The organism is Sphingobacterium sp. UGAL515B_05, from assembly GCF_033097525.1.
Taxonomy (GTDB): domain Bacteria; phylum Bacteroidota; class Bacteroidia; order Sphingobacteriales; family Sphingobacteriaceae; genus Sphingobacterium.
On the sequence record NZ_CP109907.1, the window covers coordinates 1,951,803 to 1,975,166 of the forward strand.

Annotated in this window: 25 protein-coding genes and 2 tRNA genes; 16 read left to right on the forward strand and 11 right to left on the reverse strand. The window is 37.9% G+C overall.

From position 1 onward, the window contains the following. Positions 1-61 precede the first annotated feature (61 nt). From OK025_RS07860 to OK025_RS07875, 4 genes are read left to right on the forward strand one after another with little or no spacing between them, the layout of a single operon-like run. Entirely contained in the window at positions 62-985 is a 924-nt protein-coding gene (locus OK025_RS07860) for a CPBP family intramembrane glutamic endopeptidase (protein WP_317669014.1), read from the forward strand. After that, positions 960-1,175: a DUF2007 domain-containing protein gene (locus tag OK025_RS07865; RefSeq protein ID WP_083663420.1), complete on the forward strand. Its 216-nt coding sequence runs from the start codon at positions 960-962 to the stop codon at positions 1,173-1,175. Before OK025_RS07860 ends, OK025_RS07865 begins: the two co-directional genes overlap by 26 nt. After that, positions 1,172-1,972, forward strand: coding sequence for a phosphatidate cytidylyltransferase (locus OK025_RS07870; RefSeq protein ID WP_317669015.1), 801 nt, complete (start codon positions 1,172-1,174; stop codon positions 1,970-1,972). Before OK025_RS07865 ends, OK025_RS07870 begins: the two co-directional genes overlap by 4 nt. A 7-nt stretch (positions 1,973-1,979) precedes the next feature. Then, a complete protein-coding gene (locus tag OK025_RS07875; RefSeq protein WP_317669016.1) occupies positions 1,980-2,651 on the forward strand; it encodes a DUF2461 domain-containing protein in 672 nt (223 codons plus the stop codon). On the opposite strand, the gene OK025_RS07880 is transcribed toward OK025_RS07875, so the two are convergent. Beyond that, a complete protein-coding gene (locus tag OK025_RS07880; RefSeq protein ID WP_317669017.1) occupies positions 2,652-3,848 on the reverse strand; it encodes an anhydro-N-acetylmuramic acid kinase in 1,197 nt (398 codons plus the stop codon). Between the two features lie 100 nt (positions 3,849-3,948). Here OK025_RS07880 and gcvH point away from each other — a divergent pair, with 100 nt between their 5' ends. Beyond that, positions 3,949-4,329, forward strand: a complete 381-nt coding sequence (gene gcvH / locus OK025_RS07885) for a glycine cleavage system protein GcvH (protein WP_317669018.1) — start codon at positions 3,949-3,951, stop codon at positions 4,327-4,329. A gap of 58 nt (positions 4,330-4,387) precedes the next feature. Here the strand turns inward: gcvH and OK025_RS07890 are convergent, their stop codons facing one another. The 3 genes from OK025_RS07890 to mqnB form a co-directional block, all read right to left on the reverse strand. Then, positions 4,388-5,143 (reverse strand): DUF6263 family protein, encoded by a 756-nt coding sequence (locus OK025_RS07890; RefSeq protein WP_317669019.1) that lies wholly within the window; start codon positions 5,141-5,143, stop codon positions 4,388-4,390. 110 nt (positions 5,144-5,253) lie between these two features. Beyond that, positions 5,254-6,240 carry a pyruvate dehydrogenase complex E1 component subunit beta gene (locus OK025_RS07895; RefSeq protein ID WP_112375156.1) on the reverse strand — a complete coding sequence of 329 codons (987 nt, stop codon included), beginning with the start codon at positions 6,238-6,240 and terminating at the stop codon, positions 5,254-5,256. 123 nt (positions 6,241-6,363) lie between these two features. Next, positions 6,364-7,005, reverse strand: a complete 642-nt coding sequence (mqnB, locus tag OK025_RS07900) for a futalosine hydrolase (protein ID WP_317669020.1) — start codon at positions 7,003-7,005, stop codon at positions 6,364-6,366. A gap of 591 nt (positions 7,006-7,596) precedes the next feature. On the opposite strand from mqnB, the gene OK025_RS07905 reads away from it, so the two are divergent. From OK025_RS07905 to OK025_RS07940, 8 genes are all read left to right on the forward strand, one after another. Then, a complete protein-coding gene (locus OK025_RS07905) occupies positions 7,597-8,010 on the forward strand; it encodes a 6-pyruvoyl trahydropterin synthase family protein (protein ID WP_070562714.1) in 414 nt (137 codons plus the stop codon). 28 nt (positions 8,011-8,038) lie between these two features. Next, complete coding sequence (folE, locus tag OK025_RS07910; RefSeq protein ID WP_046673193.1) at positions 8,039-8,668, forward strand: GTP cyclohydrolase I FolE; 630 nt, start codon at positions 8,039-8,041, stop codon at positions 8,666-8,668. Between the two features lie 241 nt (positions 8,669-8,909). After that, positions 8,910-9,545, forward strand: coding sequence for an O-methyltransferase (locus tag OK025_RS07915; protein WP_317669763.1), 636 nt, complete (start codon positions 8,910-8,912; stop codon positions 9,543-9,545). A gap of 22 nt (positions 9,546-9,567) precedes the next feature. Further along, positions 9,568-10,092 (forward strand): glucosaminidase domain-containing protein, encoded by a 525-nt coding sequence (locus tag OK025_RS07920; protein WP_046673195.1) that lies wholly within the window; start codon positions 9,568-9,570, stop codon positions 10,090-10,092. Between the two features lie 15 nt (positions 10,093-10,107). Then, on the forward strand, positions 10,108-10,941 hold the full coding sequence (locus OK025_RS07925; RefSeq protein ID WP_317669021.1) for a glucosaminidase domain-containing protein: 834 nt from the start codon (positions 10,108-10,110) through the stop codon (positions 10,939-10,941). A 70-nt stretch (positions 10,942-11,011) separates the two neighbouring features. Further along, complete coding sequence (locus OK025_RS07930) at positions 11,012-11,764, forward strand: hypothetical protein (protein ID WP_317669022.1); 753 nt, start codon at positions 11,012-11,014, stop codon at positions 11,762-11,764. A 22-nt stretch (positions 11,765-11,786) separates the two neighbouring features. After that, entirely contained in the window at positions 11,787-12,854 is a 1,068-nt protein-coding gene (locus tag OK025_RS07935; protein WP_317669023.1) for a DUF3078 domain-containing protein, read from the forward strand. Positions 12,855-12,865: 11 nt separating this feature from the next. Continuing rightward, positions 12,866-13,720, forward strand: a complete 855-nt coding sequence (locus OK025_RS07940; RefSeq protein WP_232475646.1) for an N-acetylmuramoyl-L-alanine amidase — start codon at positions 12,866-12,868, stop codon at positions 13,718-13,720. Between the two features lie 25 nt (positions 13,721-13,745). Here the strand turns inward: OK025_RS07940 and OK025_RS07945 are convergent, their stop codons facing one another. The 6 genes from OK025_RS07945 to OK025_RS07970 all read right to left on the reverse strand — a co-directional run bounded on the left by OK025_RS07945 (position 13,746) and on the right by OK025_RS07970 (position 20,135). Continuing rightward, positions 13,746-15,461: a sodium:solute symporter gene (locus tag OK025_RS07945; protein ID WP_317669024.1), complete on the reverse strand. Its 1,716-nt coding sequence runs from the start codon at positions 15,459-15,461 to the stop codon at positions 13,746-13,748. 94 nt (positions 15,462-15,555) lie between these two features. Next, positions 15,556-15,765, reverse strand: coding sequence for a hypothetical protein (locus OK025_RS07950; RefSeq protein ID WP_075990403.1), 210 nt, complete (start codon positions 15,763-15,765; stop codon positions 15,556-15,558). Between the two features lie 7 nt (positions 15,766-15,772). After that, positions 15,773-18,226, reverse strand: coding sequence for a PIG-L family deacetylase (locus OK025_RS07955; RefSeq protein WP_317669025.1), 2,454 nt, complete (start codon positions 18,224-18,226; stop codon positions 15,773-15,775). A 642-nt stretch (positions 18,227-18,868) separates the two neighbouring features. Beyond that, positions 18,869-19,123 carry a DUF6952 family protein gene (locus tag OK025_RS07960; RefSeq protein ID WP_046673203.1) on the reverse strand — a complete coding sequence of 85 codons (255 nt, stop codon included), beginning with the start codon at positions 19,121-19,123 and terminating at the stop codon, positions 18,869-18,871. Continuing rightward, positions 19,104-19,418, reverse strand: coding sequence for a thioredoxin family protein (locus tag OK025_RS07965; RefSeq protein ID WP_046673204.1), 315 nt, complete (start codon positions 19,416-19,418; stop codon positions 19,104-19,106). The genes OK025_RS07960 and OK025_RS07965 overlap by 20 nt, the downstream gene beginning before the upstream one ends. An 84-nt stretch (positions 19,419-19,502) precedes the next feature. Beyond that, positions 19,503-20,135, reverse strand: coding sequence for a peroxiredoxin (locus tag OK025_RS07970; protein WP_317669026.1), 633 nt, complete (start codon positions 20,133-20,135; stop codon positions 19,503-19,505). A 289-nt stretch (positions 20,136-20,424) separates the two neighbouring features. On the opposite strand from OK025_RS07970, the gene OK025_RS07975 reads away from it, so the two are divergent. The 3 genes from OK025_RS07975 to OK025_RS07985 all read left to right on the forward strand — a co-directional run bounded on the left by OK025_RS07975 (position 20,425) and on the right by OK025_RS07985 (position 21,667). Then, positions 20,425-20,508: transfer RNA gene (locus tag OK025_RS07975), tRNA-Tyr, on the forward strand. 234 nt (positions 20,509-20,742) lie between these two features. Next, positions 20,743-20,814: transfer RNA gene (locus OK025_RS07980), tRNA-Arg, on the forward strand. Positions 20,815-20,992: 178 nt separating this feature from the next. Further along, the gene (locus tag OK025_RS07985) at positions 20,993-21,667 is read left to right on the forward strand and encodes a phosphatase PAP2 family protein (RefSeq protein ID WP_317669027.1); all 675 of its coding nucleotides are present in this window, start codon (positions 20,993-20,995) and stop codon (positions 21,665-21,667) included. 33 nt (positions 21,668-21,700) lie between these two features. Here the strand turns inward: OK025_RS07985 and OK025_RS07990 are convergent, their stop codons facing one another. After that, positions 21,701-22,888 carry an MFS transporter gene (locus OK025_RS07990; RefSeq protein ID WP_317669028.1) on the reverse strand — a complete coding sequence of 396 codons (1,188 nt, stop codon included), beginning with the start codon at positions 22,886-22,888 and terminating at the stop codon, positions 21,701-21,703. Positions 22,889-23,364: the final 476 nt, after the last annotated feature.

Consider the following 23,364-nt stretch of genomic DNA (forward strand, 5'->3'; position numbering starts at 1 on the left):
GAATGCGACAATTTTAATAAATCTTGCTTTTATTGCTATCTTTAACTGATATTTAATAGCTATGTTTCCTGAACAAACACCCCATCCGTTTCAATCTTTGTTACGATTGATCTTAATGGTTATCGGTTTTACCATTCTTTCGCAGATTATTGCTATTCTGATTATTGCAAGTTATTATACATTCACCAGGCAGGTCTTCTCATTGGAATCCTTAATGAATGGATCGGCCAATGAGATGCGCTTTATGTTGTTAATGAGCAGCTTGGGATCTTTTGTTGTGCCAGCTTATCTGATGAATACACGCGAAGGATATGGCATTACATATTTTAAACTGAAAAAATGGCCTAGCGGAATGCAATTTGGCTATATATTTTTAGCAATGCTTTCTTTTATGCCTTTGATGAGTCTGATCGGTCACTGGAATGAATCCTTACAATTGCCCGATAGTATGCAATCGTTGCAGCGTTGGATGGAGCGTAGCGAAAAGGAATCGGGTGATTTAATTAAGGGCATAATTATGGAGTCGAGTATATCCGGCTTTTTGTACAATATTGTTGTACTGGCCTTAATCCCGGCCATAGGTGAAGAATTGCTGTTTCGTGGTATTTTGCAAAAAATAATAGGAAGATGGTTGAGCAATCAGCATGTGGTTATATGGCTCGTTGCTATTATCTTCAGTGCGATACACCTGCAATTTTTTGGTTTTGTTCCCCGCATGTTATTGGGGGCTTTTTTTGGCTATCTTTATGTATGGAGCAAGAACATCATATTGCCCATCTTTGGGCACTTTGTTAATAATGCCGGAGCCACAATTGGAGCATTTTATTACGTAAGACAGGGAAAGAGTTATGATGAACTCAATGCATTTGAGTTACAATCTTGGTGGATATATCTTGTAGCCTTCATTTTTACTCTTATTTTTGTATTCTTATTTTATCGATCAACGCAAAAAGAAAACAATGGAGAACGATTGGAAAAAAATTAAAACATATACAAATGCTATTCAAGCCGAGATAGTCAAACAAATGTTGGAAGAGAATGGTATTCCGGCTGTCGCGTTGAATAAACAAGATTCTTCTTATCTGTTTGGAAAAATTGAACTTTATGTCAGCGAAGGATCTATCGAAGCAGCCGAAAGGTTAATTGAGGAGTCGGAGGGGGATTTTAGTTTATGAAAACAAGAGCAATAACCGGAGTAATCTTTGTGGCTGTTATGATAGCGGCTACTCTTTTGGGAGCTTATGTTTATTCCATCTTTTTTACCTTGCTAAGTACATGGTGTCTTTATGAATTCTATGGAATCGTTTCATCCGAAGAACGCGCTCCAAATAAAGTGATTGGTATCGCCCTGGCCTTGGTACTGTTTGTTTTGGGATCCTTAATTTCGATGGATCTGCTTGCGGTAAAATTTTTAGCACTGATTATTCCGTTTATAAGTGCGACTTATATTATTTCACTTTTTCAGAAGAGAGCTTTTCCTTTTAATGATATTGCCTATACTTTTTTGGGAATAGCTTATGTTACATTACCTTTTTTCCTGTTTTCCAAATTAGGGTTTATGCAAGGTACTTTTAACTATGTGATGCCTTTAGGTTTTTTAATCTTATTGTGGACAAACGATACAGGGGCATATCTCGCTGGACGAAGCTTTGGAAAACGTAAACTATTCGAACGAATCTCACCAAAGAAAACATGGGAAGGTTTTTTCGGTGGATTGATTTTGGCAATTGTTGCTGCAGTGAATCTAGAGAAGTATTTTGGTTATCTACCGCTCTGGAAATGGGTAAGTATAGCGGCTATTATCAGTATTGTTGGAACATTGGGAGACTTAGTTGAGTCGATGTTAAAGCGTAGCTTGCACGTAAAAGATTCCGGAAATATATTGCCCGGACATGGTGGTTTTTTAGATAGATTTGATGGGTTGTTATTAGCGGCACCTATGGTCTATGTTTTCTTAATTTTAATCAATTGATTGTATTATGAGTCACATTCAAAAATCTACATTTGATTTTTTAACGGAATTGAAAGCCAATAATTCTCGGGAATGGTTTGCCGATAACAGAGCTAAATATGAAGCTGCATTGGTCGATGTGAGAAATTTTTTGACAGACTTAATTGCCGCTTTGAGCGAGTTTGACCCTAAAATCAATACTTCCATACAGGCAAGTAAATGTTTGTTTCGTATTTACCGTGATACCCGCTTTTCAAATGATAAAACACCTTATAAAAGTTGGTTTGGGGCAGGAATTTCAGTTGATGGAAGAAAGTTGCAGGGACCAGAGTACTATATTCATATTGGAGCAGAAAATTCATTTATTGCCTGTGGATATTGGCGTCCAGAAAAGCAACATTTGGAGGCAATAAGACAAGAAATTGATTACAGTGGTAATAAATTGGATGAAATTTTAAAAACAGTATTGACAGGCGTTAATATTGCACTTTTCAAAGAAGATTTACTGAAGCGTGCCCCTGCGGGCTATAGTGAGGATAATCCTTTTATTGACTTTATCAAATTGAAAAGTTTTGTGTTGGATAGATCTTTAAGTATTAAGGATTTATCTGCAAAAAATGCGTTAGATAATATCGTGGCTTCCTATAAAAGCATGCTTCCTTTTAAAGAGTTCTTACAAGAAGCCATCGATACGGACTAATTATTCCGGTAAGCTGATTTTGCCCATGCAGACAGCGGGCGAATCTTTAATTTGCGCTACATTGGATTTGTTGCCTACCAAAGTTTCATTTGCTAACAAAGCAAAGAGGACGGCCTCTTTTGCATCTGGATTGATACCTAATGTTGCAAAGCTTTCAACTTTACGGGTAGGTAAGCTCCTTTTGATGTAATCAAATAGCAAAGGATTGTGCAGTCCACCACCACTTATATATACAGCCACATTAGATAGTCCTTCTGACTGCTTTCGGATGCCGTTGACCATCGCAAGAGCCGCAAAGCGATTGAGGGTCGCCATGACGTTTTCATGTGGAATATGAATCGTTTTCGAACGCTCTTGCGCCTTTTCGAGATAAGCGAGATTAAATAGTTCGGGCCCGGTGGTTTTTGGAAAGGGCAATGTTAGAAATTCTTCTGTTAATAATTGATTTAATAGCGCATCATTTACTTGTCCCTTTTTGGCCATATAGGCATCTCTATCCATCTCCTGATTAAAATTAGCCTTCATGTATTGGTTCATCATCGTATTGCCTGGACCGAGATCTGTTGCATAGGCTTTCAATTTTGTTTGATGGCTTGGGATAAATGTGAAATTAGAAATACCGCCAATATTCAGTAAGAATCGATTCTCTGTTGCATGCGAGAAAAGTAGATAGTCGCCATACGCCGCTAAAGGTGCCCCTTCTCCGCTCGCAGCAACATGTTTCTGTCTAAAGTCAGACAGGGTTATGATACCGGTATTTACGGCAATATGATCTCCATCGCCGATCTGTAAGGTACTATTGGGCCAGTTGCGGTCTTTGGTCAATGATTGGGGAGCATGGTATACGGTTTGCCCATGGCTGGCTATACAATCAATTTCGCTGCTTGGTATATTCCATTGTTGTAATGCTGTATTGATTAATTTGGCATGCGTTATACCAATATAAGCATTAAGCCCCGAAAATAATTGTTGGTCGATATTTCGTTTTGCAAAGACTTCACGGACTCGTGCTCTAAAATCATCCTCATAATCCATTGTAGTAAAATGCTCTAGCTGTATTTTTGTTGTTTTACCTGCATTTTCTATTCGGCATACTGCGATATCAAGTCCATCCAGGGAGGTTCCAGACATCAGGCCAATAATACGACGATCTTTCTTTTGTGAAATTTGGTAAAGTCTTTCGATTTGAGGATTCATAGCTTAAAAATAAACACAAAAATGTTATGATGAATATCATTTTTGACAATTAAAGATATTTTGTAACTTCACGGCATTAAAAATCAAAAAATTAAATACAATGAATTTTCCAGCAGAATTGAAATACACCAAAGATCACGAATGGATTCGTGTTGAAGGTGATGAAGCAGTTGTAGGGATTACCGATTTCGCTCAACGTGAATTGGGTGACATCGTTTTTGTTGACATAAACACTGTAGGTGAGGAAGTTGCCGCTAATGAAGTTTTCGGTACAATTGAAGCTGTAAAAACAGTTTCTGATCTATTTTTACCTGTATCAGCTACGATTTTATCGGTTAATGAAGCTATTGATGCATCTCCTGAATTGGTCAATTCTGATCCTTATGGTGAAGGTTGGATTGTTCGTGTTAAATTGAACAATGTTGCTGATGTAGATGCTTTGTTATCTGCTGATCAATACAAAGAAGAGATCAACGCATAAATTTGATATATAACAAAAAAAATAGGGGCCTTTTGGCCCCTATTTTTTTTATAGTCGTTTATTGACTTTTTAATGTGGTCTTTATTTTTGCTTCAGGCATATCCACGGCACTTGTCATTTCTGTTATCTTGGTAAGGCAGGTTTTTTTATCCAAGACATAGAAACCCTGTACGTTGCCTACCTGATTTGCATCCGGTCCGAACATTTTTCCTTCAACATTTACTTTGTAGCCCAGTTCATTTGCTTCTATTAAAGTCATTGTGCTCTCCACCGAAATGCCTGAATCATCAGATTCCGTTTTGGAAGTCCACGAGTCACCGATTTTAACAGGCTGTTCAGGTAATACGGTACTTATATTTTCAAACATACTTTTATCAAACGGCATGTTAATACCCTCAGGTAACTTGATATCAGAAGATTTGCCAAGTTGATCAACATTAAAGCTAATGCTATTTTCTAGCAATTTGCCTAAGGTCGCATGCATCTGTTTGGAAAACTCATTGGCTTCGGGGTTTTTCGAGTCGTAGGACATGTCCATTCCCGCCATATTCATTTTCATGTTTATTCCGGTATATTTAAGGTCAAAGGCGAAGATATTGTCTTTGTTCGTTGTATTGGTGATATCAAAGCCCATATTAAGGTCTGTAACCATTTTTTGGCCAGCAGCGTCAATATCCATTGTCATCACAAGGTTTTGCGATATTTTTTTCCCTGAATCGGGATTTACACGTAGTGTGTATTTCTTTTGTGCGGAAGCAGATATCACTAGAAATACAAATACGGCCATCAAAGAGGCAATTCTTAATTTTTTCATATATGGAATTTTAATTTTTTTAATAAGCAACAATCGGCCAGCTTAAATATAAAAAAAAATCCCTTTTACAGGGTAAAAGGGATTTTAATTTTTTAAGAATGTAATTCGTATTACTTCTTGATATAAGATACTTCTTTCACAGCTTTAACAACTTTCTCAACGCTAGGTAAAGCAGCTTCGATCAATGTTGGAGCATAAGGAAGAGGTACATCTGCACAATTTACGCGGATAACAGGGGCATCTAAATAATCAAATGCGTTACGTTGTACATTGAATGCTAAATCCGTAGAAATAGACGCCAATGGCCATGCTTCTTCCACGATTACCAAACGGTTTGTTTTCTTAACAGACGCGATGATTGTAGGGTAATCGATAGGACGTACCGAACGCAAGTCAATTAATTCAACGCTGATACCTTCTTTTTTCAATTCTTCAACTGCAGGAATGACAACGCGAGGAAGCATTTTACCAAAAGATACAATAGTTACATCTGTACCTTCTTGGATAATATTAGCTTTTCCGATTTCTAAGTAATATTCTTCTTCAGGAACTTGTCCTTTATCACCATACATGACCTCAGATTCCATGAAGATAACAGGATCTGGATCGATAATAGCTGATTTCAATAAACCTTTAGCTTCATATGGGTTCGAAGGAACCACAACTTTTAAACCTGGTGTATTTGCAAACCAGTTCTCAAAGTTTTGAGAGTGTTGTGCTGCAAGCTGACCCGCATTTCCTGTAGGACCACGGAAGACCATCGGAATAGAGAACTGTCCACCACTCATCGAGTGGATTTTAGCTGCTGCATTGATTACTTGGTCAATTGCAACAAGTGAGAAGTTGAATGTCATGAATTCAACAATTGGCTTCAAACCATTCATTGCAGCACCAACAGCAATACCAGCAAAACCAAGTTCCGCAATAGGTGTATCAATGATACGCTTTGCACCGAATTCATCAAGCATACCCTGACTTACTTTGTAAGCTCCGTTATACTCAGCAACTTCTTCTCCTAATAAAAATATTTTGTCGTCTTTACGCATTTCTTCGTTCATTGCTTCACGAAGTGCTTCTCTGAATTGTATTTCTCTCATCAGTTGTAAAATAGTGTCAATTTTTAGATTACAAATCTACTATTTAAAATTGATATTTTGAAGATCTGAACCCGCTAATTCTATAGTTTTATGTCATTTTTTAATAAGTAAATGACTTTTGTATTAAATTTTTGAATATAAGTTGTTCAGATATTCTAATGTTTTTATAAGTGCCTTATTACTATTCATTATCGCTAACGGAATGTTCCACGTGGCACGGTTCCTTCTTTCCACGTAATTTGAAATACCGCGAATCTCAATCACGGGAATTGTCATTTTATCGGCGGCATAGAAAACCGCAGCTCCTTCCATACTTTCAATAAGGCTATTGGGATGTAGTTTTTTAATTTTTTCGATACTTTCTGTGCTACCATGGACTTTGTTTACGGTAATTCCTTCCCCCTGTTTTAGAAAAGGAAGCCTAAGCTCCTTGTCATTCAGTAAACACGAGGTAAATGTAGACCTTCCATAGCCCAATTGATCTATTGGAATAAAATTATGACCGTCTTCCGCGCCTAGTTCAACAAACGACTCTGAAACGACCTGAATAACCGAGCCTATTTCAATCGTACGATCCAAACATCCTCCTATACCGACATTAATAAGGAGATCATATTTTTTTTCGTGTAGCATTCTTCCCAGCTCAAAGGCTGTGGCGACCATGCCTACACCAGTTACTAGGGTATCGCATTGATCGTAATTTGATACCACTTCCAGAAAAGGCTGCAATTCAAATGAAGTAGCCGCAATAATTAATATTTGCATGACGAGCTCGTTTTGGATTGAAAATTACAAATTATCTTGCAAGCGCACCTCTTTTTAGCATAAAAATAGCATGCATGCAATGCGTCCTGCATAGAAACCCGAGCTTGATGTTAATAGGGCTAACTGTTTTTTTGCTACGATCTCCTCTTTTATAATGCTGTACGAACTGTATAGTTTTTGTCCTGATGCTATTGGAAACAGTACTAATCGGTCGATATAATCGCTTGAATTAGTTTAGATTTTATATACTCTTAGTTTAGGGTTTAGTTAGGGATACTTTAGGTAAAAGCTATATAAAACCTAAACTAACCCTAACTAAACCCTAAGTAAACCCTAACTAAAGGTAAAAGAAATTGGCCTTAAAAATCAGCCATCGTTGTCGTTCTTTTTAAACTGGGAGTGTTTACACTCCGCTACAAAATTTTATATCAAATCATTCTTGAAAGCGAGTTATGAGTAAGGAGAAAGTGCTTAGATTTTTGCCTGTTTGTTCAATAAGAGAGAAAGCACTTCATTATATTACTATATTCTGACGGCATTCCTTAAATTGAGATGTTTTAATTGCACTTAAAGCCTTATCTTTGTATCATTATGGTATTTATAACTCGTCGTGAACGTTTCTGTGCTGCGCACAAGCTCTATCGTGAAGACTGGAGTAAGGAGCAGAATGAACAGGTATTTGGTCTTTGCTCCAATCCAAATTGGCATGGACATAATTATGATCTTTATGTAACAGTTAAAGGAAAAGTAAACCCGGAGACTGGTTTTTTGATCGATTTAAAGATCATGAAAGAAATAATCAATCGTAGTATCATTGACAAAGTCGATCACCGTAATTTCAATTTAGATGTTGATTTTATGAAAGGAGTCATGGCTTCTACGGAGAATATCGCAATCGAAATATTTAAGATCTTAAAACCGTTATTTGATGAACAGGGTGTGATCTTGCATAGTGTCCGTTTGCATGAAACAGAAAATAATTACGTCGAATATTTTGGCGATTAATCTTTAATACATTTAAATAGTAGAAACTATGAGTCAACACTCATTTGACAACGAAGAGTTGGATGGATATATTAAGATCGACAAATACAATACTGAAAAGGTAGATCGCATCGCTGCTCATTATACAGATATATTGGAATGTCTGGGGGAAGATCCAAAACGCGAAGGTTTAGTGAAAACACCAGAACGTGTTGCAAAGGCACTGCAATTTCTGACACATGGCTATGATATCGATGCTGCGGAGGTATTACGTGGTGCTATGTTTGAGGAAGACTATAGTCAAATGGTCGTCGTTAAGGATATTGAAGTATATTCTCTTTGTGAGCACCATATGTTACCTTTCTTTGGTAAAGCCCATATTGCATATATTCCAAATGGCCATATTGTAGGTTTAAGCAAGATACCACGTGTCGTTGATATTTTTGCGCGTCGTCTGCAGGTTCAGGAACGTCTCACCAATGAGATCAGAGATTGTATTCAAGAAACTTTAGGCGCTCGTGGAGTAGCTGTGGTTATGGAATGCAAGCACATGTGTATGGCGATGCGCGGAGTTCAGAAACAGAATTCCGTAACGACTACCTCTGCATTTACTGGAGCATTCCAAAATGATGTGACAAGATCCGAATTTTTACGCTTGATCACTGCTGATCTTGCTTAGTATATTTGTTGTTTAATAATAAAAAAAGCCCCCCTAAAAGATCATCTCTTAGGGGGGGTTTTTTTTGATGAAATTTGGAAACAAAATAGAAAATCAAAAAATGGCAATATGGCTTTTTTATGCATCTGACGCGATTTCCGAAAAATGCTCTTTACAAAAGGATAATTGTATTTTACTGGTATTCAGCTTTTTGTAAAAAAAAGTTTTTATCATAAAAATGTTTTTTGGTACCTTTGTGGTTATGGAAATTGTTGCCGACGATTTAGAGTCCTATTTGGAACATACTACAGACGAGGAAAATTCGTTACTGAAAAGGGTAAATCGGGAGACATATTTGAAGGAAACAATGCCCCATATGTTATCTGGACATTACCAGGGAAGAGTTCTTTCTTTATTGAGTAAATTGGTTGCTCCGAAACGTATCTTGGAGATAGGAACGTTTACGGGATACGCAACGTTGTGTCTCGCAGAAGGGCTGCAGGAAGATGGGATATTACATACTATCGATATCAATGCAGAGCAACAGGAACGCGTCCAAGGTTATTTTGATGAATCGGCATTTGCTGATAAAATCAGATATCATATTGGAGATGCAGCGATAATACTACCTACATTAGATGAAACATTTGATCTGGTATTTATCGACGCGGACAAAAAGAGAAATTTATATTATTTCGAAACGATAATAAATCAAGTTCCGTCTGGGGGACTAATTTTGATTGACAATGTCTTATGGAAAGGTAAGGTGTTAGATTCAAAACCAGACAACCAAACAAAGCAGATCATTGATTTGAATGCACGTTTAGCTCAGGACAAGCGCGTAGAAAAGGTAATATTACCGATTCGAGACGGACTTTTTGCCTTACGCAAGAAGTAATTTGTGAACTAAAACATTCTTCATGAATTTAAAACAATTAAAAAGCTTTGTACTGTTACTAGCTTTGGGAACTTTTGGATTAACAAAAGTTTCAGCTCAAAGTAATGCGGCATATGTCGATAAGTACAGTCCAATAGCAAAAGAAATGATGGAGGAACACGGTGTTCCAGCATCGGTTATCTTAGCCATCGCTATGCATGAAAGCGGAAATGGTGGTAGCAGGGTAGCAAAAAATTTGAATAACCATTTTGGTGTCAAAGGAAAAAACAACAGTACCGTTATTCGGTCAGCTTACAAAGGTTATCGGTCTGTAATGGACTCGTATGATGATTTTGTAGGAATAGTAAAAAGAAAAAAGACTACTCAGAGTCTTTTTGAAAAACATCCTGGTGAAAAATACGAAGCTTGGGTGAAAGCGATTGCTCGTTCGGGTTACTCTACGAGTAAAGGTTGGACAGCAAAAGTACTCGCTACTATTAGACAATATCATTTGGATATGTTTGATAATGATGCTAAGCAAAATAGATTCTCGTCAACAAAAAAATAAGCGCGACATTATTGCATGAAGAAGTTTTTTTATGGCATGTTTGTATTCATGATGTTGATTACATCATGTTCAAGCCGGAGAGGCACAATATCTTCCTCTAAATCTGGCTCCAATTCAAAAACTTCTTCATCCTCTTCTGTGGGACGACCGACCATGGCTGGCAACGACTATATTGCTCATTACAAAGATGTGGCCGTTGCAGAAATGAATAAATATGGTATTCCTGCGAGCATTAAACTTGCTCAGGCTTTACTGGAATCCGGTAATGGTAACAGTTATCTTGCGCGTGAGGCTAATAATCATTTCGGTATTAAATGTGGCGGAGTTTGGAAAGGAAAATCCGTGACTCGTCCCGATGATAATATCAATGACTGCTTTCGTGTTTATGAAAATCCCGAACAATCTTTTCGGGATCACTCAGAGTTTCTGTTACGACCGCGATATGCGGCACTCTTTAAGTTGGATAAGAACGACTATAAAGGCTGGGCCAGAGGCTTGAAAGCGGCTGGATACGCCACCAATCCGCGTTATCCTGAATTGCTGATCGAAATGATCGAAAGATATCATCTTGATCAATACGATCGCGGTGAATCGCCACGTGAAAAGGTTGTACGTGAAGAGACTGTTCAGGTCGAGATCGTACAGAATGTACAAGAAACCCCTCCTACCGTCGTAAAGACAGAAGAAATCAAGAGCCCGGTAGCTATGCGTATTCATGAGGTTAAAGCTCAGGATACGTTATATTCGCTCAGTAAGCTGTACAATGTATCCGTTGATCAGATCAAATCCCTAAACGGTCTTACCGATGATGCCTTATCTTTAGGTCAGCTATTGGTTATATCTAAATAGTTACGCTTTAAAAGATGTTAAATATTTCGCTTTTGTACAGCGATATAGTAGTTTTACGAAAGTGATACTATTGCGATATATTTTTCTACTTATTGCCCTTACGGGCTTTACTTCTCCACTTTTTTGCCAAGATAAAAAAGTCGAGGGTATCGTTTTTGATAAAAATACCAAACAACGTATTGGAAATGTAAAGCTGGCCAACTTACGTACCGGAGAGGTCAATTATAATACTATTAAAGGCGAGTTTGTCTTTAATGCACAACTAGGAGATCATATTGTTGCGATATGTAAAGGCTATTTTCCAGATACTCTTCAGGTGGATAACCGTGGATTGTTGCTGTTTCATTTGGTACGTGAATCGTTTTATATTGATGAAGTTCAGGTTTTTGCACGCAAGACGCCAGAAGAAATTCTGAAAAAAGCAAAAGAGGATTATGAGAAAGCGTATCGTCTTGCGGGTTATGGAGACGTATTTTCTGTCGGCCCCAATGGCGCTGGATTAAGCATCAATTCAATTTATAGTTTATTTAGCAAGGAGGCTAAAAGAGCACGTCGACTAACTAAAACCATTGAAAACGATTATAAGGAAAATGTGATCGATTACAAATTTACAAAAGAGCTTATCAGTAAGATTACAGGATTAAATAGCGAAGAGGCTGAACGATTTAGAAGGATATTTAGACCCTCCTATTTCTTTGTTCTCTCAGCGAGTGATTATGAATTGGTGAATTATATCAAAGATTGTTATTCACGGTATCAATTGAACCCTTCGCAATATTTTATTGAGCCTTTTCCAACAATTAATTATAAATTAGTACCGTAAACAAAAAATAGACGTTTTCAGAATGAAGTTATTCAATTTTGTCGGCATGGCTCTGCTTTGCCTTTCTATTACCAGCTTAAAAGCACAGGATCTGAAAGATCTTCGAGCAAAACCAGATACCGTAATTTCTGTACAGAAAGAGCAACCATTAAATATTAAAACGATTCGTCCTATAGTTCCAAAACTAAACTTAGAGGTAGACTATTGGAAACATTGGACAAAATTCGGGATCAATTTAAACCAGGCGTCATTTAATGATAATTGGAAAGGTGGTGGTGTTGGTTCTATTGCTGTAGGATTGAATGCGAATCATAAATCGGATTATACGAAGGACAATTTCAATTTTGTGACCGAAGTTGATTTACGTTACGGAAAGATAAAGAATATGGGTAAAGGCAATATTGCAAAAAAAAATAACGACCGAATTTTTTGGGATAATAAGCTTTCTTATAAATTGTCAGCCAATTGGGCATTGTTTACGTCGGTGACATTTGAGTCGCAATTCGATGCAGGCTACAAATATAAGCCTGTTAATGGAAAAGATACAATTGACTATATTGAGAACGCTTTTATGGCGCCAGCTTATCTGACAGAATCTTTCGGTCTTGAGTATAAGCCGAGTAACGAATTTTCCCTACGTTTCGGTACAGGTACTGCACGCCAGACTTTTATCTTGGATGAGCGTGTTAAACCTCGTTCGGCAGAAAGTTTCTATCAGAAATATGGCTATTATCTTTTGCCTGATATGAGTAAGCCAGAATCTGAAAGCAATAAGCGAAAAGGTACTGGTGAGCGATTTGGTGTAAAGGAAGACCGTTCTTTTGCCAATGCACTAGCATTTCAGCTAACGGGTAACCTGGACAAAAACTTCACAGATAAACTGAATGTAAAGGCTCGTTATAACCTTTTTGCTGACTACGAGAAACTTTCCAACCCTACACACCGTTTGGATGTAACTGTAACGGCAAAAGTCACGAGAGTCATCAATGTGAACTTGAATGGTATCATGATCTATGATCCGGATGTCATTTCAAGAGTGCAGTTGAGCCAGTCATTGGCGATGGGTATAGTCTATAGTTTACCAAAATAATGTTTAGGCCTGTGTCAATAGGGATATTGCTTTGTTCATTGCTGTCTCTGGCAAGCTGCAAGTCGAAGATACAGCCGGTGGTTGCAAAACCGCTAGTTGCGTCATTTGCTTCTGCATTGGTTGTGGAAGAAAAGGTCGAAGCTAAGCCAGATACCAATTTATTGACACCGGAGGAAAGAAAGGTTGTTTTTTTACAGAAGTCTGGAAACCATCCTTATTGGCGCCAGGAGGAAGCCATACATTACGATGTTCGTAAACCTAACTATGTCATTATTCATCATACAGCACAAGATAGTATTGGGCAGACGATCAAAACCTTTCAGATTCCAAGAACTAAAGTGAGTTCACATTATGTTATTGGCCGGAATGGGGAGATTATACAAATGTTGAACGATTATGTTCGGTCTTGGCATGCAGGGGTGGCAAAATGGGGTTCAATTGTCGACATGAACTCCTGTTCTATAGGTATAGAATTGGATAATAATGGTAGGGAGCCTTTTCCTGAGGCACAAATTAATTCATTGATGACTGTGCTTGATACCTTGAAATCGCGTTATTTAATTCCAGCAAATAATTTTATTGGCCATGCCGATATAGCTCCATCACGCAAGAATGATCCAAGCGTTTTTTTCCCATGGAAAAAGCTTGCAGAACGGGGTTTTGGAATATGGTATGATGAAGGACAGCTTGTGGCCCCTCCTGATAGCTTTAATGCGATAGACGCGCTTAAAATTATTGGTTATGATACGTCCAATCTAAAAGCCGCTATCGTTGCCTTTAAACGAAAATTTGTCGTTCGGGATACAACCCCCGAATTGACCATATACGATAAGAGTGTATTGTACAATATCTATAAAAAATACTGAGCCTGAGCAATCAGGCTTTTTTATTTTATTCAAGATCTTTTTTGACCTCTATAGGGCGAGGTGTTTTCGTCCCCAGTTGCACGATATAGGCGATTAACATGACAGCTAGGCAGCCAATAAGATTTAGCCAGAGAAAAGGAATCTTATTCATCGTCCATACTGCTATCACGATAATTTCGGAAAGAATGGCTGCAAGAAAAACAGCTTTGCCTTGGATTTTCTTCATGTAGAAGGCAACGATAAAAATCCCTAGGATAGTACCATAGAATAGTGAGCCCAAGATATTGACCGCTTCGAGGAGATTACCCAATCTATTCGCATACAAAGCTACAATAACAGTAAATGTACCCCAGATCAACGTAAATAAACGCGACCACAAAAGGTCTTGTTTTTCAGATGAGTTAGGATTAATAAATCTTTTGTAGATATCAATGGTCGTTGTTGAGGCCAATGAGTTAATAGCACTCGCCGTAGACCCCATGGATGCGAGAAAAATGACCGCTATGAGTAGTCCAATTAGGCCCTTTGGAAAGACGCTTGTCACAAAAGAAAGAAAGACATAATTATTGTCATTCGTTTCCGCTGTTGGGTTGTTTTTTTTGATTAAGTCCACAGTCCCTTCTTTTACGACCTGCATTTTTGCATTAAGTTGACCGAGTGAGGATCGATAATCAGCAATTCTTTTTTCATCGCCGTGATCCAATGCTGTATTAAGCTGCTGAACAACAGATTCACGTGTTTTAAATAGCTCACTATGCTTTTGTTCGAGAAGCTGGTAGTCAGGAGCATATTTGCTTTCTTTGAGCTTCTTGATCTCGACTTGATTGAAAAAAATGGGCGGTTGATGGAATTGATAATAGGCAAATACAAGAACTCCAATCAACAGGATAGCAAATTGCATAGGGATTTTCAATAGACCATTCATAATTAATCCCATGCGACTTTCTTTGATCGAAGCCCCCGTCAAATAACGACCTACTTGACTTTGGTCGGTCCCGAAGTAGGAAAGCTGTAGGAAAAAACCACCGATTAGTCCTGTCCAAAGTGTATAGTTATTATTGAGGTCAAAAGTAAAATCCAATGCATTGGTTTTTCCTGATTTTCCTGCAATATGAAGTGCTTTTGATAATCCAATAGACTCTGGTAGCAGATGGATAACTAATATACCTGCTACGAGTAATGATCCAAAGATAATGCTCATTTGAAGCAACTGTGTATGAGACACGGCTTTGGTTCCTCCATAGGTGGTATAGATAACAACAAAACTTCCTATAGCCAATGTGGTCCATGTTAGATCAATATGAAGGATGGTCGATATAATTAAAGCCGGTGCAAAGATGGTAATACCCGTTGATATCCCCCGCTGTATCAAAAAAAGAATGGCAGTGAGCCCTCTGGTTTTGACATCAAACCGCTTTTCTAGAAATTCGTAGGCTGTAAATACTTTTAGCTTATGAAAAATAGGAACAAATGTAATGCAGAGCACAATCATGGCCAAAGGAAGACCAAAGTAGAATTGGACAAAACTCATTCCTGAGGAATAAGCTAAGCCGGGGGCAGATAAGAAAGTAATGGCGCTCGCTTGCGTCGCCATTACCGATAATCCGACGTGATACCAAAGTAAAGAACGATTACCTAGAAGATATCCGTCAATATTTTTTATACCTCTACTCTTATAAACGCCATAAATGACAATAACTAAGAGTGTCAGAAATAACACGATCCAATCTGCTGTACTCATGAATAGTGGTTCGTGAAAATGTACAGAAAAAGGATGAATACGAATAGCCAGATAACGACCAACCAGTAGAAACGCTTCCAGCTATTCATCTTTCTTATCTATCTGAAGGCTTTTGAGGATAGATAACGCTATTAAAAATAGCAGCGATAATCAATCCGACAGCGGCACCTCCAAAGATGCTTAAAAATGTCTCGTTTGCAGTGAATCCAATTAATGCACCAAATACTACAGCAACTAAAAGAATGATTCCTTTTGCTTTGCCAGCATCAATTGTTGTGCAGCTGTTGTCAATCTGATTTTCCATTATTATATTATTTTGATTTTGATAGCAAATTTACGAATAATCTGTAAGCTCCGGGAATTCCGGCAGGCAATTGTCTGAAAAAAGACAAAGATGTATAAACAAATTTACCTTTTCCATATTGAGCAATGAGTAATGAGCCATTATGTAACGGTTCGCCGGGATCTTGCATGGTGATCGGGGTGCGATATTTTTTATTAATATCTTCCGCAAAGTAGAGTCCACGCTCCTGCACCCAGTGTTCGAAGTCGGCGTCGCTGATCTTGTTCGGGTAATTAAAAATCGGGTCATTTTTATCGAAATGTACCGTTGCAAGTTCGTCTGTTACACGGCTTCTTCCGATGCTAAAAGGAAAAGGACCAAAGTTTTTTGAGAACAGTCCATTGTTTACATTGTACTGTTCCAGGACCGTTCCACCCATGTTCACATACGCAAGTAGTCTGTTTTGGAGCTGCGCAATTTGCTTGTTAACGTTGAAAATTCGTACACCCAAGATTACAGCATCGTAGCTAGAAAGGTCTGCTTTTAATGCCTGTTCGTTACTTAAAACATCGACTTTAACACCAATGGCTGCCAGCGACTCCGGAATTAGATCCCCTGCCCCATGGATGTATGCCACTTTCTTTACGTCGTTGATCAGGTTGATATTGCTCATTTTTATAGCGACATCTGGAAAATAAACAATATTAGGGATATGATTGTAATCGATGGATTTTATCTCTTTTAAACGTTCTTTGTTCGCCAAGAGGAACCCCAGGGTATCAATGGAAGATTTAGAATCATCTGATGGTTTTATGCTGATCTCTTTGGAAATTGTACGTTTGCCTTTGTCAAAAGATAGGTCAAAAGATGCCGGTGAAACTTCCCAGCCTTTAGGTACATGCGGTCTGACGTTAAATGTGGTTGTGTTTGCTTGTCCGTTTTTCTGAAAAGTCAGATTCACTTTGACAGTGTGGGCATTTTGTGTAAGTGCCAAAGGGCTGGAACTTTTTGCCGTCAACTGTGGGACGATCACAATGGGTTCGTAGATTTCGCCACGAACAGGATCGGTATATTTATATTTTATGGGCTGACTGAGTGTGATATTTTCACCATTGATCCGGAGTTGAAATGATACCTCTGGAGCATAGGGGTTTTCTGGATAGCCAGTCAGGTTAAAATCACTGACGTTAAATTTGCCTTTTCCATGTGGTTCAATCAACCAGTATGGTTGTGTCGTCCTGTCGGCATGTATAAGAACAGAGTCTCTTTGTAGCTTGTTTATTTTTAGTGTTTCATGAATGCTATTTCCATTTATTTGGGTCAGCTCAACGGTTACATTTGGACGCCGAACAATAATGGAATGTTCCACTTTGATCTGATCTTCCAAGGCGTAGGATGGATTTTTAGCGATACTTTCGAACCAAATTCCACCACAGGCAAGAATTAGTTTTTCAACCTCTTTTTTCTTTTCAGTTTTCCAGTATTCATCATCAATTTGATCCAGTGCTTTGTACAGTTGGATCAATTCAGCAATGATCAATTCGGGTTTATCAATTTGATATGTTTGATTGATGTGATCAATCAAGGATTCAACTTTACTGCCGTTTTGAATTCTTTTCCATGAGGTGTCAACACCATCCAAGAGTGTATTTTTGGCAGGTGCACCGTCTACATACTCAAAGTATTCGATTGATGAGCCACGTTGGCTTGCCGAACCAAAGCCTTGGCTTTTGTGTGATGAACGGCTGTGTGCGGCAATTTCTCCATAAGAGGCTCCTAGAAGAGAATTGTAATCCCCGATATCTATTTTTAACTGATCTTCACGTGTATTGTTTTGACCTCCGAAGTTAGCTGTATTCCAAAGCAAGCGTTTAGCTTTCCAGGGGCGTACAAATTGAAGTTGCTCTGGAAATTGATTCGGATCAGCAGCAGCTTTAAAGGCTTCATGTGCTAAAATTGCAGAGGCTTGATGATGACCATGTCCGCCTCTTGGATCTGGAGGGAAACGTGTGATGATGACATCGGGTCTAAATTTGCGGATAATCCATACGGCTTCGCGAAGAACACGCTGTTTATCCCAGAATTCGAAAGTTTCTTCTGGGGTCTTTGAGAATCCGAAATCATATGCCGAGGAAAAAAATTGCTCGCCCTTATCGATTTTTCGAGCAGCCAGTAATTCCTGCGTTCGAATCAATCCAAGTTCAATACCTTGTCCTGTTCCGATGAGGTTTTGTCCGCCGTCACCTCGAGTTAGGGATAAATAACCTGTTTTATATTTTTTTTCCTGAGCTAGCCAAGCGATTAGCCGGGTATTTTCATCATCCGGATGTGCCGCAAAATAAAGGACTGAGCCCAACACGTTCAGTTTTTCTAGATTAACTTTAATTTCAGCAGCATTCCACTGTGGATTCTGTGCTTTAACGATTGAAGTTGACAAGATACCAGCCAAAATAATAATAACAGAGAGAAAAGGTCTTCGCATGTTTAAAGATAAAGATTTTGATGAACAACGGATTGTTGGAGATTGTAATTTTATTGACAGTCTTTAGGTGGTGCGTTTTTTTGACGTTGGTTTATTACTTGGGCTTAAGGAAATCGTGCTGATTAAGCTTAGGAAATAAAAATAATCTGGATTTAGCTATGAAGTAAGAGATCGATCATTTAAAGGTAAAATATAGGTATAAATAAAAAACGGAAATCCCAATCAAGTTGGAATTTCCGTTTAACAATTAAAATATTTTTTCCTGAAACGAATTTTTAGAGAATAGTTATTTTGTCGCTTCGCTCCAAGTGGCAACCTTTAACATAGTAAATATATGCAGAAAATATTTAGTTCTGTCAGATTACTTTAATTAGTTTTCCACATTGCTAAATTTTGTCAACATTTTAGCTTTTGGAGAACATATAATATATAGGCGTTATGCGTTTAAGATGCTGCAATACAGCGATCTTTAGGATAAGATAGATACCCTCCTACCTCCAGAAAAAATCTGGATTGATCTAAATCCAATTGCTTAGTTGTTTGACAAATTTCAATTGATGTTAGTTTCTATGCATCAAATGCTCAAAAACGACAGGAACAACCTTTAAAGAAAGTTTCACACGAATGCTTTTTTTGCAAAGACTATTTATCAATAGCACCTAAAACACGCTTCATAAACATATTTAACGCGTCTTTTTTTGAGTTACCTTCTTTAATTAATTTATCAACCTCTACAGCTCCGTATAGGTTTGAAATCAATTCACCAAGAACGTCAAGTTCTTCATCTTTCAAAGGAGCTTCGGTTAATGCTTCCAGTGTCTCGATTGTTTCCAAGACATAATCTACATCATTCTGCTCGATGAACTCTGTCAAATGCTTAATTACTGGTAGTTTCATTGAATAATTCTACTAATGCGTCTAACTTATTTGTTTGTACCTGATTGACTAATTTACCGTTCTTAAAAGCGGCAAAAGTGGGTAGGTTATTGACATTTGCCAGTTTGCGGGATTCAGGAAATTTTTCTGCATCAGCAATAACAAAAGGTACGCTATCATTTTCGCCAGCCAGTTTTTTGAATTTTGGTTTCATGATTTTGCAGTTACCACACCAAGTGGCAGAGTACTGAACCATAACAATATCGTTATTGTTTACAATTTCTTGTAAATTATCGTTTTCTAATTCTTGTAACATGATTTTATTATTAAGGTGATTGTTGGAGAAATCAACAGGAGCCGGGAAAAGCTCCTGTTGATAAGACACTATGGTCTTGTATTGTTAGTGTTTCGCTAAATAATCAGCTACACCTTTTCTATCTGCGTTCATGGCATCTTTACCTTCTTCCCAGTTTGCAGGACACACTTCGCCAAATTTCTGTACGTGAGCGTAAGCGTCGATCAAACGTAAGTATTCTTTAACGTTACGGCCCAAAGGCATGTCGTTTACTGATTCATGGAATACACGGCCAGTTTCATCGATCAAGTAAGTTGCTCTATAAGTAACTGCAGAACCTTGCGCTAATATTCCGTATTCAGGGTGTTCAACTTCTTGAACATCTAAGATTCCCAATATACTTGATAAGTTGCGGTTGGTATCTGCCAAAATAGGATATTCAACACCTTCAATTCCACCGTTATCTTTTGCTGTGTTTAACCAGGCAAAGTGTACTTCATTTGTATCGCAAGAAGCGCCGATCAAGACTGTATTGCGTTTTTCAAACTCAGCAGCTGCTTCTTGGAAAGCGTGTAATTCAGTAGGACATACGAAAGTGAAATCTTTTGGATACCAAAACAAAAGCACTTTTTTACCTTCTTTAACTGCTTTTTCAAAAATGTTGATTTGTAAATTATCGCCTAAATAATCAATTGCATCTACTGTAATGCTTGGAAAACTTTTACCTGTGAAACTCATAATATATCTTTCTTTTTTTTTGTTGACACAAAGATACAGCAACTCGATCCAAAAAGCGAATTGATTTTACCAATACACTATCGTCAAAATCTATTATGACTAGATTATAACAATAAGTTTTTATTATAATAATGATAACTTGATCTGGCGAAGAACAGGCCATTTGAATATTTCTTGAAAATAAATGAATTCATACTGCGGTAGTTACAAATTTATGGTCTGAAATAATTGCAGTTTTGCATATCAAAAGCTACTTTTGCGACGTTCAATTCTAGAACAACACAATGCTGGAGGGGTTCCAGAGCGGTCAAATGGGACGGACTGTAAATCCGTTGCTTCGGCTTCGAAGGTTCGAATCCTTCTCCCTCCACCATTTTTCATTTTCTAAATCCAGTTTATCTTTCAGGTTCTAAATTTGCGTTTGTTCGGGACTATTCCATCGTACATGAAACGGCTTTAATATAGATTTTTTGCTATTGTGGATGTCAATGGCTTTAGTAAAACTAGTCTATACAGCGGTTACCTCTCTTTTTGAAAAAAATATAACAGGATTTTAGACTAGCTATTGACTTATATATAAAATAAACCTAAGTTTGGCTTCTGAAAAGGCCCCGTAGTTCAACGGATAGAATAGATGTTTCCTAAACATTTGATAGCAGTTCGATTCTGCTCGGGGCTACTGAGAAAAGCGATGGATTTCCATCGCTTTTTTTGTTTAGCGCTTAGTAGTTTTTCTTTTCTTATCAAAATAAATACGTAATAGAATTGTAAATTTTTAATATAATTTTTATTTTCGGATCATTATTTACACATACAGCAATTTTATTTTTGGCCTGTAATCCTGTAACATAGATTGAATGGGAAAATTTTTATTATACCAATTTAGAAAGGTATATGCAGCTAATCCTGCTTTTTTTGTTTGCTTTGCCATTTGGATGGCCTTAATGACAGCCATAGTTGTATTTATACCGAAGGGAGATGCATTCCATTTTGTGAATACACGTCATGCATTTTGGGCCGATATTCTTTTTACAATACAGACCTATTTTGGAGATGGTCTTTTTGTTATAGGTGTATTTATTGCTTACTGCTGTACACAGCAGTGGAATTTTGCTCGAGCTATCCTCGGGACATATATCTTTTCAGGGCTGATCTGTTGTGTATTGAAAAACCTCTTCGATGCCGATAGACCGGCAACGGTATTTCATGGAGACCCAACATTCCATGTTGTTTCTTGGTTGCGTGTAGCGCACTTTAACTCCTTTCCTTCTGGACATACAACGTCGGCCTTTGCAATGGCAGCTACCTTAGCCATTATCTCAAAAAATAGAGCTTTTGGTATAATTTTATTTGTTCTCGCTGTATTAACGGGTTACTCTCGGGTGTATTTGGGCCAGCATTTTGTGGAAGATGTATGGTTTGGCTCCATCTTAGGGACAGGTACAGCTTGTTTTTATCTATTGGCAATGCCTTATGTTTTAAGAAGTAAACGTATGTCATTTAGCCTGAGATTTCTTCAGGTCAAAATCTAAAGTGCAAATTCGGTAAAAATGTGCTTTGATAGATTAGGCTGCGCGTATTTCTTTAAATAAAGATAATCGCCCAACCATCACAAACATCAATAGGCCGAAACAGGCAAAAACACCGTAGGAATAGCGTAGGCTAAAAGCTTCAGCAATATATCCAATTAAAGGCGGTCCCATTAAAAAACCCAGGTAACTGATGCTTGAAACCATGGCTAAGGCTACTCCAGATGGTACATTTTTGTTCTGCCCAGCAATGCTGTAAATGGAAGGGACGTTGCAGGCCACACCTATACCTACTAACATAAAAGCGAGGGTGCAGATGATAAATTCAGGAAAAATAACCGATGTCATCATTCCGACAAACATCAACAGGCCACTGTATTGCAGGGTTCTTTTTCTCCCTAATTTGCGAATGACAGCATCACCAACAAAGCGTCCAGTGGCCATCATAATCATAAAAGAAGCGTAGCCAACGACAACAAATTTTTCTGGAGCTTGAACGATCTCCTTGAAATAGACCCCACTCCAGTCAAACATTGCCCCCTCTGTTGCCATGCTGAAAAAGCCGATAATGCCGAGTTGAAGTAGGCCACCTTCCGGTTTAGAGAAAAAACTACGCTTTTCCTTTTGAGGAGATTTGCCCGGAACCAAATACTTTTGGTTGATTAGTGTATTCGCTGTGACAATGACTAATATGATTAAAAAATGATAAAAGGTGTTCAGGCCCAAATTCATCGTTAACAAGCCGACTAGTGCACCTGTGAAGCCAGCGATGCTCCAGGCTCCATGAAAAGAAGTCATTATTGATTTTTTGAAAATCTGCTCAGTTGCAACGCCTTGCGTGTTAACGGAAATATTACACATATTACCAGTGACACCAAACAGAAATAATATGCCCCCCATCTGCCAGGCATTCTGTGCAAAGGGGATGGAGCACAGGACCAAGGTATAAGCGATGGGCACAATACGCAAGACACTTGAACTGCCATATTTTGTAACCAGCTTTCCTGAAAGAGCCATTGTTGCAAGTTGCCCAACAGGAAGCATTAATAAAATTGTACCCAATTGCCCTTCACTTAAATGGAGATGAGCTTTAATAACGGGAATTCGACTTGCCCAAGATGCAAACGCGATCCCTTGGCAAAAAAAGAAAAGCGATACCGCGATTCTTATGCGATTTCGTTTGTTATAAAGATCTTCTTCTGAGTGAGTTAACGTTGCGTCCATAGTTTCTGATTTGAGGGTGCAAAGTTAAGGATAAGTATCCCATTAAAAAATATAATGATTCAAAAAATACTTCAACTTTTAGGTTGCAATAGGAATACAGAAATATGTCCATATTTAAATTGCTCATCGGCTTGTTGATAATTATATGCGATTGAATTCGATAATTATCTTCTGTTTCAATCTTTCCGTAAGAAAATAGACGATGTCCTTTTTGAATTTTGCTAGAACATATGTATTCAATATGATATGTTTTGCATAACCATTCCTTGTATAAGAACCGGAAAGACACACATTTGTTTCAGTCTATTTTCAAGCATGGTTCAATTTAAAAACATATTAGATGTGGAAGTCAAAAATAGGCCGTGTGGGAGCTTCTACTTCTTTAGAAAATAAACACCAATGAATAAGTTGAATAGGTCTACGATTAAATGCTGAACTAGTGAAGAAATAAAAATATAAAATTCTTCACGCTTTCA

Excerpts from the sequence above, each read along its gene's own strand:
- OK025_RS07860 (WP_317669014.1), top strand. The coding sequence starts at position 62 with ATGTTTCCTGAACAAACACCCCATCCGTTTCAATCTTTGTTACGATTG.
- OK025_RS07865 (WP_083663420.1), top strand. The coding sequence starts at position 960 with ATGGAGAACGATTGGAAAAAAATTAAAACATATACAAATGCTATTCAA.
- OK025_RS07870 (WP_317669015.1), top strand. The coding sequence starts at position 1,172 with ATGAAAACAAGAGCAATAACCGGAGTAATCTTTGTGGCTGTTATGATA.
- OK025_RS07875 (WP_317669016.1), top strand. The coding sequence starts at position 1,980 with ATGAGTCACATTCAAAAATCTACATTTGATTTTTTAACGGAATTGAAA.
- OK025_RS07880 (WP_317669017.1), bottom strand. The coding sequence starts at position 3,848 with ATGAATCCTCAAATCGAAAGACTTTACCAAATTTCACAAAAGAAAGAT.
- gcvH (WP_317669018.1), top strand. The coding sequence starts at position 3,949 with ATGAATTTTCCAGCAGAATTGAAATACACCAAAGATCACGAATGGATT.
- OK025_RS07890 (WP_317669019.1), bottom strand. The coding sequence starts at position 5,143 with ATGAAAAAATTAAGAATTGCCTCTTTGATGGCCGTATTTGTATTTCTA.
- OK025_RS07895 (WP_112375156.1), bottom strand. The coding sequence starts at position 6,240 with ATGAGAGAAATACAATTCAGAGAAGCACTTCGTGAAGCAATGAACGAA.
- mqnB (WP_317669020.1), bottom strand. The coding sequence starts at position 7,005 with ATGCAAATATTAATTATTGCGGCTACTTCATTTGAATTGCAGCCTTTT.
- OK025_RS07905 (WP_070562714.1), top strand. The coding sequence starts at position 7,597 with ATGGTATTTATAACTCGTCGTGAACGTTTCTGTGCTGCGCACAAGCTC.
- folE (WP_046673193.1), top strand. The coding sequence starts at position 8,039 with ATGAGTCAACACTCATTTGACAACGAAGAGTTGGATGGATATATTAAG.
- OK025_RS07915 (WP_317669763.1), top strand. The coding sequence starts at position 8,910 with ATGGAAATTGTTGCCGACGATTTAGAGTCCTATTTGGAACATACTACA.
- OK025_RS07920 (WP_046673195.1), top strand. The coding sequence starts at position 9,568 with ATGAATTTAAAACAATTAAAAAGCTTTGTACTGTTACTAGCTTTGGGA.
- OK025_RS07925 (WP_317669021.1), top strand. The coding sequence starts at position 10,108 with ATGAAGAAGTTTTTTTATGGCATGTTTGTATTCATGATGTTGATTACA.
- OK025_RS07935 (WP_317669023.1), top strand. The coding sequence starts at position 11,787 with ATGAAGTTATTCAATTTTGTCGGCATGGCTCTGCTTTGCCTTTCTATT.
- OK025_RS07945 (WP_317669024.1), bottom strand. The coding sequence starts at position 15,461 with ATGAGTACAGCAGATTGGATCGTGTTATTTCTGACACTCTTAGTTATT.
- OK025_RS07950 (WP_075990403.1), bottom strand. The coding sequence starts at position 15,765 with ATGGAAAATCAGATTGACAACAGCTGCACAACAATTGATGCTGGCAAA.
- OK025_RS07955 (WP_317669025.1), bottom strand. The coding sequence starts at position 18,226 with ATGCGAAGACCTTTTCTCTCTGTTATTATTATTTTGGCTGGTATCTTG.
- OK025_RS07960 (WP_046673203.1), bottom strand. The coding sequence starts at position 19,123 with ATGAAACTACCAGTAATTAAGCATTTGACAGAGTTCATCGAGCAGAAT.
- OK025_RS07965 (WP_046673204.1), bottom strand. The coding sequence starts at position 19,418 with ATGTTACAAGAATTAGAAAACGATAATTTACAAGAAATTGTAAACAAT.
- OK025_RS07970 (WP_317669026.1), bottom strand. The coding sequence starts at position 20,135 with ATGAGTTTCACAGGTAAAAGTTTTCCAAGCATTACAGTAGATGCAATT.
- OK025_RS07985 (WP_317669027.1), top strand. The coding sequence starts at position 20,993 with ATGGGAAAATTTTTATTATACCAATTTAGAAAGGTATATGCAGCTAAT.
- OK025_RS07990 (WP_317669028.1), bottom strand. The coding sequence starts at position 22,888 with ATGGACGCAACGTTAACTCACTCAGAAGAAGATCTTTATAACAAACGA.